This window comes from 'Catharanthus roseus' aster yellows phytoplasma (genome assembly GCF_004214875.1).
In the GTDB taxonomy this organism is placed as follows: Bacteria; Bacillota_I; Bacilli_A; order Acholeplasmatales; family Acholeplasmataceae; genus Phytoplasma; species Phytoplasma asteris.
On the sequence record NZ_CP035949.1, the window covers coordinates 44,242 to 60,081 of the forward strand.

The 15,840-nt window shown below is 27.6% G+C and carries 16 protein-coding genes and 1 pseudogene; all 17 read left to right on the forward strand.

All coding sequences use genetic code 11. From position 1 onward, the window contains the following. Window positions 1-339: 339 nt before the first annotated feature. The 17 genes and pseudogenes from EXT02_RS00190 (at window position 340) to nrdF (ending at window position 15,397) form a co-directional block, all read left to right on the forward strand. On the forward strand, window positions 340-1,470 hold the full coding sequence (locus EXT02_RS00190) for a hypothetical protein (RefSeq protein WP_130427298.1): 1,131 nt from the start codon (window positions 340-342) through the stop codon (window positions 1,468-1,470). 485 nt (window positions 1,471-1,955) lie between these two features. Then, window positions 1,956-2,165: a hypothetical protein gene (locus EXT02_RS00195; RefSeq protein ID WP_130427300.1), complete on the forward strand. Its 210-nt coding sequence runs from the start codon at window positions 1,956-1,958 to the stop codon at window positions 2,163-2,165. A gap of 3 nt (window positions 2,166-2,168) precedes the next feature. Next, window positions 2,169-2,570 (forward strand): hypothetical protein, encoded by a 402-nt coding sequence (locus tag EXT02_RS00200; RefSeq protein WP_130427302.1) that lies wholly within the window; start codon window positions 2,169-2,171, stop codon window positions 2,568-2,570. Window positions 2,571-2,903: 333 nt separating this feature from the next. Then, a complete protein-coding gene (locus EXT02_RS00205) occupies window positions 2,904-3,152 on the forward strand; it encodes a hypothetical protein (RefSeq protein WP_130427304.1) in 249 nt (82 codons plus the stop codon). 315 nt (window positions 3,153-3,467) lie between these two features. After that, on the forward strand, window positions 3,468-3,596 hold the full coding sequence (locus EXT02_RS03100) for a hypothetical protein (protein ID WP_276318973.1): 129 nt from the start codon (window positions 3,468-3,470) through the stop codon (window positions 3,594-3,596). A 106-nt stretch (window positions 3,597-3,702) separates the two neighbouring features. Then, window positions 3,703-4,053, forward strand: a complete 351-nt coding sequence (locus EXT02_RS00210) for a hypothetical protein (RefSeq protein WP_071345292.1) — start codon at window positions 3,703-3,705, stop codon at window positions 4,051-4,053. 35 nt (window positions 4,054-4,088) lie between these two features. Further along, window positions 4,089-4,307: a hypothetical protein gene (locus EXT02_RS00215; RefSeq protein WP_130427306.1), complete on the forward strand. Its 219-nt coding sequence runs from the start codon at window positions 4,089-4,091 to the stop codon at window positions 4,305-4,307. Window positions 4,308-4,424: 117 nt separating this feature from the next. Then, complete coding sequence (locus tag EXT02_RS00220) at window positions 4,425-5,129, forward strand: hypothetical protein (RefSeq protein WP_130427308.1); 705 nt, start codon at window positions 4,425-4,427, stop codon at window positions 5,127-5,129. A gap of 104 nt (window positions 5,130-5,233) precedes the next feature. After that, window positions 5,234-6,928 (forward strand): annotated as a pseudogene (locus EXT02_RS03180) (ATP-dependent metallopeptidase FtsH/Yme1/Tma family protein). A gap of 58 nt (window positions 6,929-6,986) precedes the next feature. Next, on the forward strand, window positions 6,987-7,448 hold the full coding sequence (locus tag EXT02_RS00235; RefSeq protein ID WP_071345295.1) for a hypothetical protein: 462 nt from the start codon (window positions 6,987-6,989) through the stop codon (window positions 7,446-7,448). Between the two features lie 11 nt (window positions 7,449-7,459). Continuing rightward, a complete protein-coding gene (locus EXT02_RS00240; protein ID WP_130427312.1) occupies window positions 7,460-8,194 on the forward strand; it encodes an ABC transporter substrate-binding protein in 735 nt (244 codons plus the stop codon). Window positions 8,195-8,400: 206 nt separating this feature from the next. Beyond that, a complete protein-coding gene (locus EXT02_RS00245; protein WP_130427314.1) occupies window positions 8,401-9,072 on the forward strand; it encodes a hypothetical protein in 672 nt (223 codons plus the stop codon). A 617-nt stretch (window positions 9,073-9,689) separates the two neighbouring features. Then, on the forward strand, window positions 9,690-10,175 hold the full coding sequence (locus tag EXT02_RS03005; RefSeq protein ID WP_240682817.1) for an AAA family ATPase: 486 nt from the start codon (window positions 9,690-9,692) through the stop codon (window positions 10,173-10,175). A gap of 145 nt (window positions 10,176-10,320) precedes the next feature. Continuing rightward, a complete protein-coding gene (locus EXT02_RS03010; RefSeq protein WP_240682818.1) occupies window positions 10,321-10,488 on the forward strand; it encodes a hypothetical protein in 168 nt (55 codons plus the stop codon). A 17-nt stretch (window positions 10,489-10,505) separates the two neighbouring features. Continuing rightward, window positions 10,506-10,739: a hypothetical protein gene (locus EXT02_RS00255; protein ID WP_071345303.1), complete on the forward strand. Its 234-nt coding sequence runs from the start codon at window positions 10,506-10,508 to the stop codon at window positions 10,737-10,739. Between the two features lie 739 nt (window positions 10,740-11,478). Beyond that, a complete protein-coding gene (nrdE, locus tag EXT02_RS00260; RefSeq protein ID WP_130427316.1) occupies window positions 11,479-14,022 on the forward strand; it encodes a class 1b ribonucleoside-diphosphate reductase subunit alpha in 2,544 nt (847 codons plus the stop codon). A gap of 322 nt (window positions 14,023-14,344) precedes the next feature. Next, complete coding sequence (gene nrdF / locus EXT02_RS00265; protein ID WP_130427318.1) at window positions 14,345-15,397, forward strand: class 1b ribonucleoside-diphosphate reductase subunit beta; 1,053 nt, start codon at window positions 14,345-14,347, stop codon at window positions 15,395-15,397. Window positions 15,398-15,840: the final 443 nt, after the last annotated feature.

Consider the following 15,840-nt stretch of genomic DNA (forward strand, 5'->3'; position numbering starts at 1 on the left):
AGTTATAAAATTTTTTGAAAGTGGTTTTATTAAATATATAAATCACCCAAATGCATTCAAATTTATAATTCTTAAATCCATATTATAAAATATAATAATATATGATGTAGAATTTTAATATTTGTTTATTTGTAGTATATTATTTTGATAACTAATTATCAAGTATAAAATTTATCATCCATTAATAAAGCACATTATTTATTATTTGCTATATGATTTTATTTTATATCATCCAAAAAACTTTATTATTTCAAATAATATTAATCACTTTATTATGTTATTTTTTTATGTTAAATTTTAATTTAACTTTTTTAATTTTAAGGAGATAAAAAACTAAATATGATTTCTAAAATCCCAAAATTATTTTGGACAAAAATTGCTATTATTATTTTTGTAATAATTGGGATAAAAGAATTTATAGATTTGCCAAAAAAATTGTCAATTGATTTAAATACTAACCCAACCCATATTATTTGTGATGTTGTTCCTGTAGGGGCTTGTTTTACAAAACCTTCTATCAATATGTCATTAAAAAAACACCATTTATCTTCTGCAAAACCTCATTATAATATTTATACGGATGAAAAATATATTCCTTTAATGCCTGAACTTTTGGAAACTCAGTTAATGAAAGAAGGCAAAGAACACCGCGATAATAAAGTGATGCAAATTGCCATACAAGCCAAAGAGCACCAAAATAAAAAGTTTAATTGTTCTATTTTCCAAGAAGAAAAAAAATTTTTAAGAGAAATCCAACCAAATGGCATAATTATTGAAGGTTTTTTAGACTCTTGTTTGCTTACACAAGTGATTTTACCAAGTGGATCTATTTTTAAATATTATATGCCAACACAAGACAATATACAAACTATTAAAGAAATTTGGTGTGCTAATGGACAAATCCTAAAACCTGATTTTTCTCATATTTTGCATTTTTCTATGATGCAAACACCAACACCCCTTACTCCTAGTCAACTAACAGCTTATCATGAAGCAGGACATGCCTTAATAGTTTTGCAATTTCCTTTTGCATTATGTTCGGTTGCCAAAATTTATATTCAAGAAACAACTACTGATTTGACCGCTGATTCGATGTTTTTTTTTGGACAAACAGTTGTTAGGCATCCAAAATTAAATCAAGGTTGGCAAAGATTAGTTTTACAAGCTTTTGGAGGTGTAGCTGCGCAACAGTATTTAGCTAATCAAGGCAAAATTCCAAAAGAAAAAATATTTTCAGGAATTGATGATGATTTTCAATTTATAGAAAAACTTTTAATGGAAAATAATCAATTAAATAAAGTAGATTTGAATAAATTATTTCAACAAGCTTATAATATTGTTGCAAATAATAAAGATTTATTAGATATTATTGCCCAAGAAATAGACCAAAAGAAACTTTTACAACAAATAGATATAGAAAGAATTATTAAAGATAATCATATGTTGGTTGCTAAATTAAGAATTGGATAAATAATTTTAATTTATTTTTTTGTTAATTTTATCGATTTGTTTTTGTTTTTTTTATCAACTTAGAATTAAAATTATTGAATAATTAAAATATTTTGCCAAAATAAATCTAAATCCCAAAAATAGGCTTTTTTAAAGTCTCTTTTTTTATTTATAAAATTGCAAGAAAACTATCAGAATATAAGGATTAGTGAGTAAATTTTATCGTTTTTTTTTGATAAAATGACATTAATAGCAGTTTTTTTAATCACTGCTGCTAATTTTTAAAAGAGGAGCAAAAAGGATGTAAAAAATTTACCATGAAGAAAACAACAATTATTTTATTTTAACATTATCTTTTTTTAGTTTTTAGTTTTGCAATTGCAATTAGCTCATTTTATTTTAACATTTTTTAAAAAAGAAATAAATAGAAAGAAAAAATATTGAAATTTATAAAAAATAATCTTGACAAATAAACCTAATTTCAAAGAAAATAAGACAAATTAACTATGAAAATTAAAATATTGAAAAAGGAAAGAAATGTATGTGTATGGTTAGGAATTTTGTTGGTTTTAATTCTAATAGAAAGTAGCGTTTTTGGGTTTTTAATATTAACAGACAAACTTCAATATAATGTTAAAAAATCTGAAGAACACACACAACCTAACTTTTCTAAAAATTTAGATTTTAATAATCTTGATTATAACCAAATTGATTAAAAAATGCTCAAAACAGCAGTACACGAAGTAGGACATACAGTTGTTGCTTTGAGTGTAGGCAGAATTATTAATTCAGTTTCTGCCCAAACTTTGATTAATTATAATGCTGATGGTGGAATTTCTTATTATCGACTAGATGATAGCATTATGAAAGAAAAAGATTATTTAGATGAAGTTATTATTAATCTTAGCGGGCGTGCTGCTGAAGTACTTTTATTTCAAAAGGATGGCGTTTCAAAGAATTATGTAGATGATGCGTTTCAAGCTAAAAGAGAAATTGAAAAAATGTTTCACAAATTCCCAAATAATCACTATTTACAACAAAGGGATGGCAATAAAACAAAAGCAACAAAAGATGTTTTAGATTATTGTTATAATGAAATTAAAAAAATTAATCAATCATAAATTAATATGGAAAATAATAATTCAAATGTTATTGTATAAGCAAACTTTGGATCAAAATGACAATTTGCTCACTGATTCTATGAAAAATCTAGATAGACAACTTAATTCTTTATCTTGAATTTGGTAATAATTAATCTTTAATCATGCCAAATTAAAGCTGTATGAAGTTAAAATAAATATTTATCATTAAGAATAACTTTTTAAAAATTTATAAAATTTATAACATTTTTTATCAATTAAAAAAATACTATTTAAATTTCAAAAAATATTTATAAAATAAAAGAAAAAGGGAAGGCCTTAAAGAATATGAACGATAATTTAAAACAACTTTAGATGAAAAAGAAAAAATTATTTTTAGTTACACTACTATTATTTTGTGTTGTTTCTTTGTGTTTAGGAGTTTATTTATATAAAAAATATGCCAAAACACCAACAAATAACCAAACTCAAACAGCAAATAATTTACAAGAAGTTAATCAAGATTTGATGAGAGTTGCTTTTCCTAAAGAATTAAGTCAGTTATGTCCTTTATATCCATTAGGTGCACACAATGCTGATCCTAGGCGAACAAGGATTTCATAAAAATATTTACAAATTATTGACGCAACCCTTTTTTAAAGAAAAAATGAAAAATGAAAATAGCGTTTTCTGCCTAATTTAGTTGTTAGTGTTAAAAGTTGCAATGAACAACAACAACAAGAACATATCATGGGAAATTCCGAACAAGTACAAGCTGCTAAAACAGTTTTAAGTGAAAATTATCTTTTTGAATTAAAACAAGGATTAAAATTTGAAAATGATGAAGAAATTAATTGTGATGTGGTATAAAATACCATTGAAAAATATATTAAATATTATGATAACTATTATTCTAATTCCAATACACAAGATCAAACAGTGCAATTCAAAAACAAAGTTAAAGGATTAAAAAACCTTGGTCTAGATCTGAAAGAAGATCAAAATTTAACACAAGTACAACAATTAAATCAATGTTTTGAAAAAGTAGATAATTATAAATTAAAATAAAATATCAAAGTCCTAAATCTTTGTTAAAAGTATTAAAAAAGTTAATAATTTAGTTCTTTTATCTCCTCAAAATTTTCAAGATTCATGTGTAGGAAGCGATGTTAAGTTGCGGTACGCGTTTGTATCTTATGGTCCTTATAAAGTCCAAGAAGGTTATAATCCTAAAAAATGGGTTTTTGTTAAAAATAAAAATGATTTTACTTATGATAATCCTCAAACTAATTTACCAAAAACAGTAGAGGTTTTAATTGCTCCTTTAGAAGAACACAAAACATTATTAAAACAACATAAATTGAGTTTTGTAGTTCCCTTTATGCCAAGAGAATTTAATTATTTAGATATTTATACAAATCATCCAGGTTTAAAACCAATTTTTTCTTCTGATTTTATATCTTTATTTCGAGTTAATATAGAAAATGATGAAAACGATTATTTAAAAAAGGTTCTGGGTTATTAAAAGATCTTAATTTTAGAAAAGCTTTATTTTATGGTATGGCACGTCAAAAATTAGACAACAATCCTATTATTAATTTATCTTCTGATAAAGCTAAAGTGTCTAAAACTGCTTCTTATTATAATTTAACCCAACAACATAAAGATAATGTTAATCAATTATTACAAGAAGATGGTGTTCTAAATGCCAATAACCAAACTAATTTAGATTATATGAAAGTATTAAAGTCCCAACAAACTTATGAGGTTGCAAAATAATTATAAAAAACATCTTATAATAACTTTTTACAACAATTCTATAATAATGAAACTCCTCAGACATTAGAAATTCAAATAAATTTTGAAGGCGGCTTTAATTGTGATAAAGTGCAGAAAATGGCTGAACTTTGGGAAAAATTATTTAAAGATGCTTTGGGTCCAAATAAAATAAAATTCAAACTTAATATAGTGAGCATGGATGATATGACACCAGAAGAAGAGGCGGCTTTTTTTGAAAATTTGGATACAGCAAGCAATTATTTAGTTTTTGCATATCAGGATAAAGATGATCCAGATACTATTCTTTATCAGTTATTACCTGATAAAAACAAAGACAAAGAAATAAATTTCAATTTAAAATCATTTAGAGATTATTTAGTAAATCAATTTCAAAATGATTTAGCAAAACCTGAATGGTATGATAAATTAATTAATACAGGTGGCGAAATGGAAATTTTAGATTTAACCGATTCCAAAGCTTTCCAGAATTTTTTCTCACTGCCTTCTAATACTACTATTGCACAAACTAAGGAACAAGGAACAATAAATACAAAAACAGTAAACTTTCCAAAAATTGAAGAAAATGGTGTTTGGAAAGGAAATGCAAACCAAATAATAGGTATTGTAAGTACTTGTTTATTACAAGTTCAAAATATTGATGCTAAGACTAAAGAAGAGTTTTTTACTTATATAGCTCAAACTTTAGAAAAAGATTTATATCAAAGTTTTTATCGTATTCCTTTAACAACTATTCAAAAATATCTTGTTTTTGATGATGTTAATCGTGATTATCCTAATTATTTACAACTTTTTGATTTTTAAAATTATATATTATTTATGCTAAATATTTAAACAATATTAACAACAAAATTCATTTTAGATAAAAAAGGCAAATCCATATTTATTCAAATTAAAAAAATTTAAAAATCAGTTTAATTATTTTAACAATATTGATTATTATTATTGGTAATTTTTTAGGTATAGGGCAGTTTAAACCCAAAGGACAAATAATTACTGAACATGAACTTTGGAAAAAATTAGAATCTCGTAAAATTAAATCTGTGCGTTATAGTAAAGGCGGCACTCGCCAAATGAAAAGTTTTAGCACTTATCATAATGTAGAAATCCAAGATATTGATGATAATTTTTTTAAAACCAAATTATATCATGTGGATATGATTTATTTAATTAAACAAGTTCCTTCGCAAAAGGTTTTTCATTTGAATGTTATTGTGCTTTTATTTGATATATTAGTTCCTGCTCAAGTTATTATTTTTGTAGTTTATATTTTGCGACAAAATAATTTATTAGGTGGGAATATGTCAGGTAAAACTAAAATTTCTGCTTCACAAAAATCTCTTTTACTTTCTAAGATGTGGCATGAAACGAAGAAGAAAAAGAAGAACTCAAAGAACTAGTGGACTTCTTACAAAATCCTAAAAAATATGAATATGCAGGAGACTCAATTCCTAAAGGAGTGTTATTATCAGGTCCTCCAGGAACAGGAAAAACCTTACTTGCAAAAGCACTTGCAGGAGAGGCAAAAGTACCTTATGCCGCTTCTGGCTCGGAGTTTGATGGCATTTTATTAGGTTTAGGCGCTAGAAAAATCCAAAAATTGTTTACTACAATTAAATATAATGCTCCTTGTATTTTATTTATTGATGAAATAGATACTTTAGGCAAAAAGCGTGGTGGACTAGATAACAAACATGAACAAACCCTAAATCAACTTTTAACAGAGATGGACGGATTTACTAAATCATTAGGAGTAATTATCATTGGAGCAACCAATAGAGTTGATATGTTAGATTCTGCCTTACTTCGTCCAGGAAGATTTGATAGACAATTTAATGTAGGCTTACCCGACATAAAAGCAAGACAAGCTATTTTAAAAGTACACGCCAGAAACAAAAAAATTGCTCCAAGTGTTGATTTTTATCAAATAGCAAAACAAAATCCAGGAATGAGTGGCGCTCAACTTGCAGCTGTCCTCAATGAAGCCTCAATTTTAGTTGTAAGAAATCAAAAAGAATTAATTACTAAACAAGAATTAGAAGAAGCAATCGACCGTGTTTTGATGGGTCCTGCCAAAAAATCAATTAAATACAACGAAGAAGAACGAAAAATGGTAGCTTATCATGAAGCAGGACACGCTATTATAGGAATTAAGTTGGAACATGCCCAAAAGGTGCAAAAAAATAACTATTATTCCGTGTGGGAATTCGGGCGGTTATAATTTAATGACACCAGAAACAGAAACTTTCTTTTCATCTAAAAAACGTATGCTTACCCAAATTACATCTTATTTAGGGGGACGTGTGGCTGAAGAATTAATTTTTGATGATGTTTCTTCTGGTGCTTATGATGATTTTAAACAAGCCACTAAAATAGCTCGCTTAATGGTTACTAAATACGGCATGAGCGACCTTGGAGTAAGCCAAGATTCAGAGTTTTCTGATAAAACATTAATTGATCAAGAAATTAAAAAAATAATTGATAATTGTTATTTACAAGCCAAAGAAATTATTTCCCAAAATAAATCCTTGCTTGATAAAATAACTAATTTATTGTTAGAACAAGAAACAATTACCAAAGAACAAATAGATAAATTAGTTTAGACATGCAAGAAAATTACATTCAATCAAAAACTAAATAATTCAAAGGATAATATTTATCATGAAAATCAAACAATTTTTAGACAAAAATAAAAAAATAATCTTATTTATAGTAGGATTTTTGGCAATATTGATTATTGCTTTTGTAGTTGCTATAAACTGGAAAAAATTTCAAAAAGACCCAATTTTGCAATCAACAAATGAAAAAACACAAGAATTGCAAGTTATAAATGATAAAGTATATCAAAAAAGTCTTCTAGAAGAAAACATCCCCTCCTTACATCCATTTAGTGAAGGAAATTCAGCACAAAAAGAAATGTTTGCTCTTTTAAAAACTAATTTTATTAATACTGAACCTAACTGGCATTTGGCTATACAAGAAGGTTTGGCTTCCAAAGAAAATGATTTTTCTAAATTGATTCAAAATAATAAATTTCAAGTAGCTAAATTCAAACCACAATATACTTTAGTTTTGTTAAAAGCATTCTCTTTATATTTTGATGATAAAAAAATGATTTTGTAGCCACTTCTTTTTTGAAAGAAGAACATTATCATGAGACCAAAGAAAGATATATTAAGTCTAAAAAGTTCAAATGTGTTTTAAAAGATGGTTTAAAGTTTGAAAATGAAAAACCCATTAATGCTGATGTAATTGCATATTGTTTGGAAAAACATCAACAAATAATTAAAGAAACTCTAGAATCAAATGAAGACAATATTTATTCATGTGATAAAAATAATGTTTTGTTAAAAGATATTGTTTTTGAAAAAATAAATGATACTTCTTTTATAATAACTTATCCTGAAACCCAACATTTATTAACTTTATTTAAGAACTTAAATATTTTAACTTTATTTCCACAACAAGAATTTGAAGCTGCTTATTTTACAAACAAAGAAGAAGAAATACAATCTCAATATGCAACCAAACAACATCCTTTTATCTCTTATGGAGTTTATTGTTTATCACAAGGATATAATGAAAAATGTTGGGAATTTGTTAAAAACAAACATCATTTTAATGTTGATAAATATCCATTAGAAAAAGTTGTTTATAAAATAGTGTCAAATGTAGATGATCAAAATCAATTATGGCAAACTAATTCATTGAATGAAACACATATAATGGAAGAAAAAGATTTTTTTGCTTTGGCACAAACAAATCCTATAAACCCAAATAATATTTTAATGTTTGATTCAGTAGAACAAGTAAATATATTTTTAGAAAAACGAGTTTCAGAGGACAACCCTAAATTTAATTTTTTATAAATCATCCTAAATTTAGAAAAGTATTATTTTATGCAATTAATAGAAATGCATTAGCTAAAAAAATAAACTTTTTTATGATCCTAGTTTGTCTTATGTAAGTCAAGTAGCCTTAATAACTGACAATACTACTTATAATAATACCCAACAACATTGTGATGTTTTAAAAGTTTTTTTTAGGACTTGATAATTATAATTTTGATGAAGCTTTGAACAAAAGTTTTGATCCAACCAAAGCTAGACAATTATTTAATGAAGTGCAAGAAGAATACAAAGAAAAAAATCCACAAGCAAACCATGAAGCACAAATAAAATTGTTATTGCCAAAACCAGAAAAAGAAATTGAAAATATGGTCTATTCATATTTAAAACAATCTTTGGAAAGTGTTTTTACCAATTCCAATTTGGAAATTATCATTAGTGATGAAGAGTACTGTGATTTTATTTTAAATATAGGTGATGTGTATTATAATAATGTAACTAATAGATTAGCTTTTATTTTTAATTTAGAAAAAGTAAATGAAGAATCAAGAAATATAGTAATTGATTTAAATAATGATCCTTTAGTAGAAGTTTTTAGGAAAAAATATGCTAATAATGATGATTGGAAAACTTATTTTTTTGACAAAATAACTTCTAATAATGAATTAATTTTTAATATTGGGGAATTTGTAGATTTTATAGAAAAAACTTATTTAGTTGTTTCTTCTGACCAAACCCTACAAGAAAATCAATTTTTTCTTAAGATTTTGAAACAAATTGAAATGGATAATTTTCAAAATATGAATTTGATTCCTTTATTAAATAAAAATAAAGTTAGGGTTTATAGTGACTTGAATAAAGATTTTACTAATAGTTTTTTGTTAGGTTTTTTTCACTAATGAGCAATTAATTAAGTCATTAAGTTTTTAAGTCATTAAGTTTTTAAGTAATTAAATAATTATAAATACCAAAAATATTATAATTTACAATAACAAATAATAAGTAACGATTTTAAAGAATATATTTTTACCAGAAAAAAAATAAGATATGATCAAGTGTTTCAAAAACTGGAAAATAAAAAAGTAAAATAAATTCAATTATTTTATAAACAAAATAGTTTTTATAATGCCAATAATCAAGAATACTATCTTATAGTAATTAAAGATCAAAATGGCAATTGGTTTAATAGTATTTTGACTTACGAATTAAAAAAATATTTTTTTAACAGTTCTATATTAAAAAATAGTAATCTATTAGATAATATGACAGAAAAAAAATTTAGTTTTAATCCTTTAGAAATTATTTTAAGTTTATTTAAGAATTTATATATTTTTTTGTTTGGCATCTATATTATGTATTCTATTAAAACTCTTACAAATAATTCATCTAAAAAAAATCAAATTTCTAATAAAAAAAATTTCTTTTTAACTTTGAAGATGTAGCAGGAAATAGAGAAGAACAAGAAGAGCTCAAAGAGTTAGTTGATTTTTTAAAGCATCCTAAAAAATATGAAAAAATGGGAGCATCAATTCCTAAAGGTGTTATTCTTTCGGGTCCTCCAGGAACAGAAAAAACCTTACTTGCAAAAGCTTTAGCAGGAGAAGCAGGAGTGCCTTTTTATGCTGTTTCTGGTTCTGAAATGGTAGATCCTTATTTTGGTGTAGGAGCTAAAAAGATTAGAAATTTATTTAAAGAAGTAAGAAATAATGCTCCTTGTGTTTTGTTTATTGATGAAATAGATACTATTGGTAAAAAAAGAGGTGCTATTCAAAATGATGATGGCTCTATTATTAATCAATTACTTACCGAAATGGACGGTTTTACTAAATCATTGGGAGTAATTATTATTGCTGCTACTAATAGAATAGACGTTCTAGATCCTGCCTTACTACGTCCAGGACGCTTTTATAGACAAGTAATAGTAGGATTCCCCGATCTTAAAACAAGAGAGTCTATTTTGAAAGTACATGCTAGAAATAAAAAAAATAGATCCTTTATTTGATTTGTTTTGTATTGCTAAAATGACACCTGAAATGAGTGGAGCTCAACTGGAAGCTGTTCTTAATGAAACTTCTATTTTGACTGTTAGAAATAATAAAGATTTAATTACTAAACAATAATTAGAAGAAGCAATTGACCGTGTTTTAATGGGTCCTGCAAAAAAATCAGTGAAATACAATGAAGAAGAAAGGAAAATGGTAGCTTATCACGAAGTAGGACATGCTATTATAGGGTTGAAATTGCCTTTTTCTCAAAAGGTGCAAAAAATAACTATTATTCCGTGGGGAACTGCGGGTGGTTATAATCTATATTAACTTTAAAGTTCCCTTCTATGTTTGCTATACATAAAATTTGTATTCAAAAAACCACTTCTGATGGATCAACAACTTTGGGTTATAATTCATTGACAAATATTCAAGCACAAGGTATTTGTAAACCTATGACTTTGTTATATTGGGGTGGGGCTGCAGCTCAACAAATATTGGCTAATCAAGGCAAAATTTCAAAAGAACAAATATTTTCTGGCATTGATGATGATTATACAAATGGTATTGAAAAAAATTGATGGAAAATAATAGTTTTGACCAAGTAGATATTCAAGCATTATACAAACAAGCTTGCACCATTATAGAAAATAATAAAGAACTTTAGGGAAAAATAGCTCAAGAATTATATAATAAAAAAACTTTATATCCAAATGATATAAATAGGATTTTGCTCAATAATAAAGAGTTAGTGGATAAGTTGCGTTCATATTTTTTAACTGTTTCAAAACTTTCTAACTGTTTCATTTATTTAGACAACTTAATATTTTTTAATAATATAAAGACCAACTTTTGAGTTGGTCTTTTTTTAAAGAGTTTTCTTGCATTTCTAAAAGCCCATTTGCATGTTTTATCCCCTCCTACATTCATCTTTTTCTTACTTTTTTTCATTTTGCATCTGCTCAATTACCTAAATAATTTGGTAGCTTAAATATTTATTCTATACTGGGACGAATTATTTTGACGAATAAGCCTTTTCTAAAATATGTTTTTTAAGCCATTTAATGCCGCTATATTTTTTTCTTTTGATATAATATTAATATAAAATACATATTATTAGAATAATAATATAATGCATGCAAATTTAATTTATTATTTAAAATACGTAATATATTTGACAGTAAGCTAACTTATTCCAAACAATTTTAACTTTTTCATGTATTAAATTAACTGAAATGCATTATTGAAATGCAAATATGAATTAAATCAAACTACAAAAAAAAATCACAAAAAAAGCCAAAGAAGCAAAAGGAGTTTTTAATGCCAGCCTTATTTCCCAAAAAAATTAAAGTTATTTATGATGGTCTCTTGCAAGGTCAAGTTTATGAAATGGCTCAAAGTCTAGACTTTTCCTTTCAACATATCCAAGATGCCCTTTTCAAATTAACCGATGAAAACGTTTTTTTACTTACTCGCAGTGTGAAATTTGGACAAGTATCTGATGATGCCAAAACTTTTTTAGACAAAAACGCTACCAAAGTAATAGGTGTTGCTGTGTCTGGCAATAAAAATTGGGGCAAAAACTATGGCAAAGCAGGCGACACCATCGCTTCTACTTACAATGTGCCTTTGGTTCTCAAATTCGAAGGTTCGGGCATGCCAGAAGAAAGAGCTTTTTTAAAAAAATGGCTTGCTTGCTATTGTAACGACCAAAAATTGCCTTCTTATCAATCCCAAACGCAAGCACAACTTCAAACACTCACCCAAAAAAAAAACGTCTTGCCACCTTGGATTACACTCAACAATCAAATTATTGACGAACAAGGAAACATCAAAGACCTCAATAAAGATAAAGAAGCTTTACAAAGTTTTTTGCAAGAAGGAGTTTTGCCCAAACTAAAACGTTTTGCCACTTTGCAAGAAAAATTAACTTTTTTACAAGAAAACGAATATTATGAAAGTGCTTTTTTGCAAAAATACACCCACTCGCAAATTAAAGAAATCTACCAAATTGCCTACCAAAAGAATTTCACTTTCCCAACTTTTATGGGAGCTTTCAAATTTTACCACGATTACGCCCTTAAAACTCGTGACAAACAACACTATTTAGAAACCTACGAAGACCGCTTGTCAGTAAACGCCCTTTATCATGCCAAAGGTGACTTTGAAATTGCCAAACGCCTCATTGTATCCTTAATCAACCAAGACTTTACTCCTGCAACTCCCACTTTGCTCAACACAGGCAAAAAACATCGTGGCGAATTTGTCTCTTGCTTTTTGTTAGAAGCTGGTGACTCTTTAAACGACATTGCCCGCATTAATGAATTTTCGATGCAACTTTCCAAAATTGGCGGTGGCGTTTCGATTAACATCACTAATTTGCGTGCCAAAGGTGAATCTATCAAAGGCATCAAAGGCGTGTGTAAAGGTGTTGTAGGTGTGTGCAAATTATTAGACCACAGTTTCCGTTATGCTGATCAAATGGGACAACGTACAGGTGCTGGCGCTGTTTATTTGAACGTTTTTCACTCCGATATCATTGATTTTTTAAGTACGAAAAAATTAAGCGCTGACGAGGATGTTCGTGTTAAAACTTTATCTTTGGGCGTTGTAGTTCCTAATAAAATGATTGAACTTGCCCGCAACAAAGAAGTTATGTATACCTTTTTCCCGCACACTGTTTTCTTAGAATACGGCAAAAATTTTGCTGACATCGCAGTTGATATGGACTATTGGTACGATATTCTAGTTGCCAATCCCAAAGTGCAAAAAAAAGCCATCAATCCACGCCAACTCTTAGAACTTATTGCCCACATGCAAGGCGAATCAGGCTATCCTTACTTAATGTTTTGCGACAACACCAATCAAGCAAACACTTCCGATCTGAAAGTCAAGTTTTCTAATTTATGTACTGAAATCCTCCAACCCACTATCACTTCACATTACAAAGATTACCATCAAACCCAACAAGACGAAATTGGTATGGACGTTTCATGCAATCTAGCATCAGGACACATGGGAAACATGATTACTAACAATACCATTCAAGAAACTGTTTTTATGGCGATGGAAGTAATGAACTGTGTTTCTGAAAACACTAACATTAGTTATGTGCCAGCTGTTGCCAAAGCTAATTTTCTTAACCGCAGTGTAGGTTTTGGAATTATGGGTCATCACGGTTTTTTAGCTCAAAATTACATTGCTTTTGGAAGTGAAGAAAACAAAGATTTAATTGATGTTTTTTTCAATGCCGTTAATTTTTACAGCCTTCTTCATTCTTGCAATAAAGCTAAAACCACAGGTAAAAAGTTTTATCGTTTTGAACAATCCAAATACGCTGATGGTAGTTATTTTGACAATCGCGGTGAAATTTTACCCAAAACTGCCAAAATCAAAAAAATGTTCCAAAACATCACCTTGCCCACGCAAAACGATTGGCACCAACTCAAACAAGATGTTATGCAATTTGGGCTCTACAATTCTCATCGCCTCGCAGTGGCTCCAAACGGCTCAATTGGATACATTATGGGAGCAACTCCTTCTTTGACTCCTGTAAAACAATTAGTAGAGGAACGAACCTATGGCAACTCCAAAACTTACTGTCCAATGCCTGCCTTAAAACAAGCTTCCTTTATGTACACCACTGCTTATAAAATGAACAAATACGACCTCATTGATGTTATTGCCATTGCCCAAAAGCACGTTGATCAAGGTATTTCGTTTGAACTTGGTATTACATCTGATATTACTACGCGTGAATTACAAAAATACTATCTTTATGCTCATCATAAAAAGATAAAAACCCTTTATTACACACGAACCCAAAAGCTAAAAATTGATGAATGTGAGGCTTGTGGTGTTTAAAAACACCCTATAAAACCGAATAAAAAATAATTAATGGAATAAAACTTTCATTAATACACTATATTTATAAATCTCAGGCAAGTTTGATTGCTTCTCGTACTTGGTTTTTTGTGATTTTGTTTTTTCTAAAATAAGGCTATCAAATGGATAGTCTTTTTTTATTCTTAACAAAGATTATTTCTTGCCTCAACCTCTTTTATATCAAAATAAATACCTTCATTATTTTCCAAATTACAATCCCAAATCACAACCCTTTCAATTTTATCCCAATTAATTTATACTGAAAAATTCAAAAACCCTAAAAGAAAAAAGGAGCAAATCAATGAAAACCAAAAATTCACAACCCCACCCAACTTCTAAAAGACCTTTTCAAGGAGCTAACTGGAATGTGTTAGAAGACAAATATACCCATTTTTTTTATGAACAAAATTTAAGCCAATTTTGGCGTCCTGAAGATATCAGTTTGCAAGGTGATCTTGCTGCTTGGAGTGAACTTACCTTAGAAGAAAAAACTGCTTATTCCCGCAATCTTTTAGTTCTTACTTTTTTAGATACTTATCAAGGTGATTTGGGTATGCCTGTTATTGCTCGTTCGTTAGAAGAACATGAACACCAAAAAAAAGCTACCCTTAATTTTATGGGAGCTATGGAAAATGCAGTACATGCTAAAAGTTATTCTAATATTTTTATGAGTTATTTAACTAACAAAGAAATTAATCAACTTTTTTTGTGGGGCAACCAGCAAACAAGCCTTCAAACTATGATGCAAGTAATTGTAAAAGTTTATGAGGCTTTGGAAGACCAAATTTATTTGAAAAAACAATCCTCCTTACAATTTAGTGAATTGGAATTTAAAAAAACTCAGTGGCAAGCTATGGCAGTATCGGTTTTTTTAGAAACTTGGTTGTTTTACAGTGGTTTTTACTATTCTTTATATTTTTATGGTCAAGGTAAATTAATGCAATCAGGAGAAATTATTAATTTAATTATTCGTGATGAAAGTATTCATGGTGTTTATGTGGGGCGTCTTGCAACTGAAATTTATCAACTGTTTGATAAGCCTACCCAACAAACTTTAAAAACATGGTTAGATGATTTGATGCAACAACTCTATCAAACCCAAACTTCCTTAGTTCATGCCATTTATCATAAACTAAATTTAGAAGATGATGTTAATAAATTTGTGCGTTATAATGCCAATAAAGCTTTAATGAATTTGGGATTTGATGCTTTTTTTCCATCCGAAAATGTAAATCCTGTTATCATTAATGGACTTAATACTGAGACTAAAACTATGGATAACTTTTCTATGAAGGGAAATGGTTATCAAAAAATGCGCTCTGAGGCGTTGCAAGATGAAGATTTTTATTTTTAAGACACAATCAACAATAAACAAAAAGACTAGTTTTTAAACTAGCTTTTTTTTGTTTTTAAAAACATTTATTTTTATCATAATTCCTTTCTTTTTATACTAAAATAAGTATTTTTGTGTTGAAACTTTATTTTTAGTGGTAAAATAAAATTAATTCATTGGCGTTTTTTTGGGAAGAAAAAAACATATCAATGAGGGAAAGATTAAAAAGGAGGTTATAAAACATGTTACAAAAAAATAAAACATGTGAATGTACTTAATAATTTGCTGTTTTTTTTGTTTCTTGCGTGTTTTATAATTTTGCAATTTATCATTTCTAACAAAAAATTAATTCATAATTTATTATATTTATTGTTATAAATATTTATCATTATTCTTATCCTTTATTTTGTTGCACTAATCTATACCAAAGAAAATAACTTATTTTATTCCAAATATATAACTTT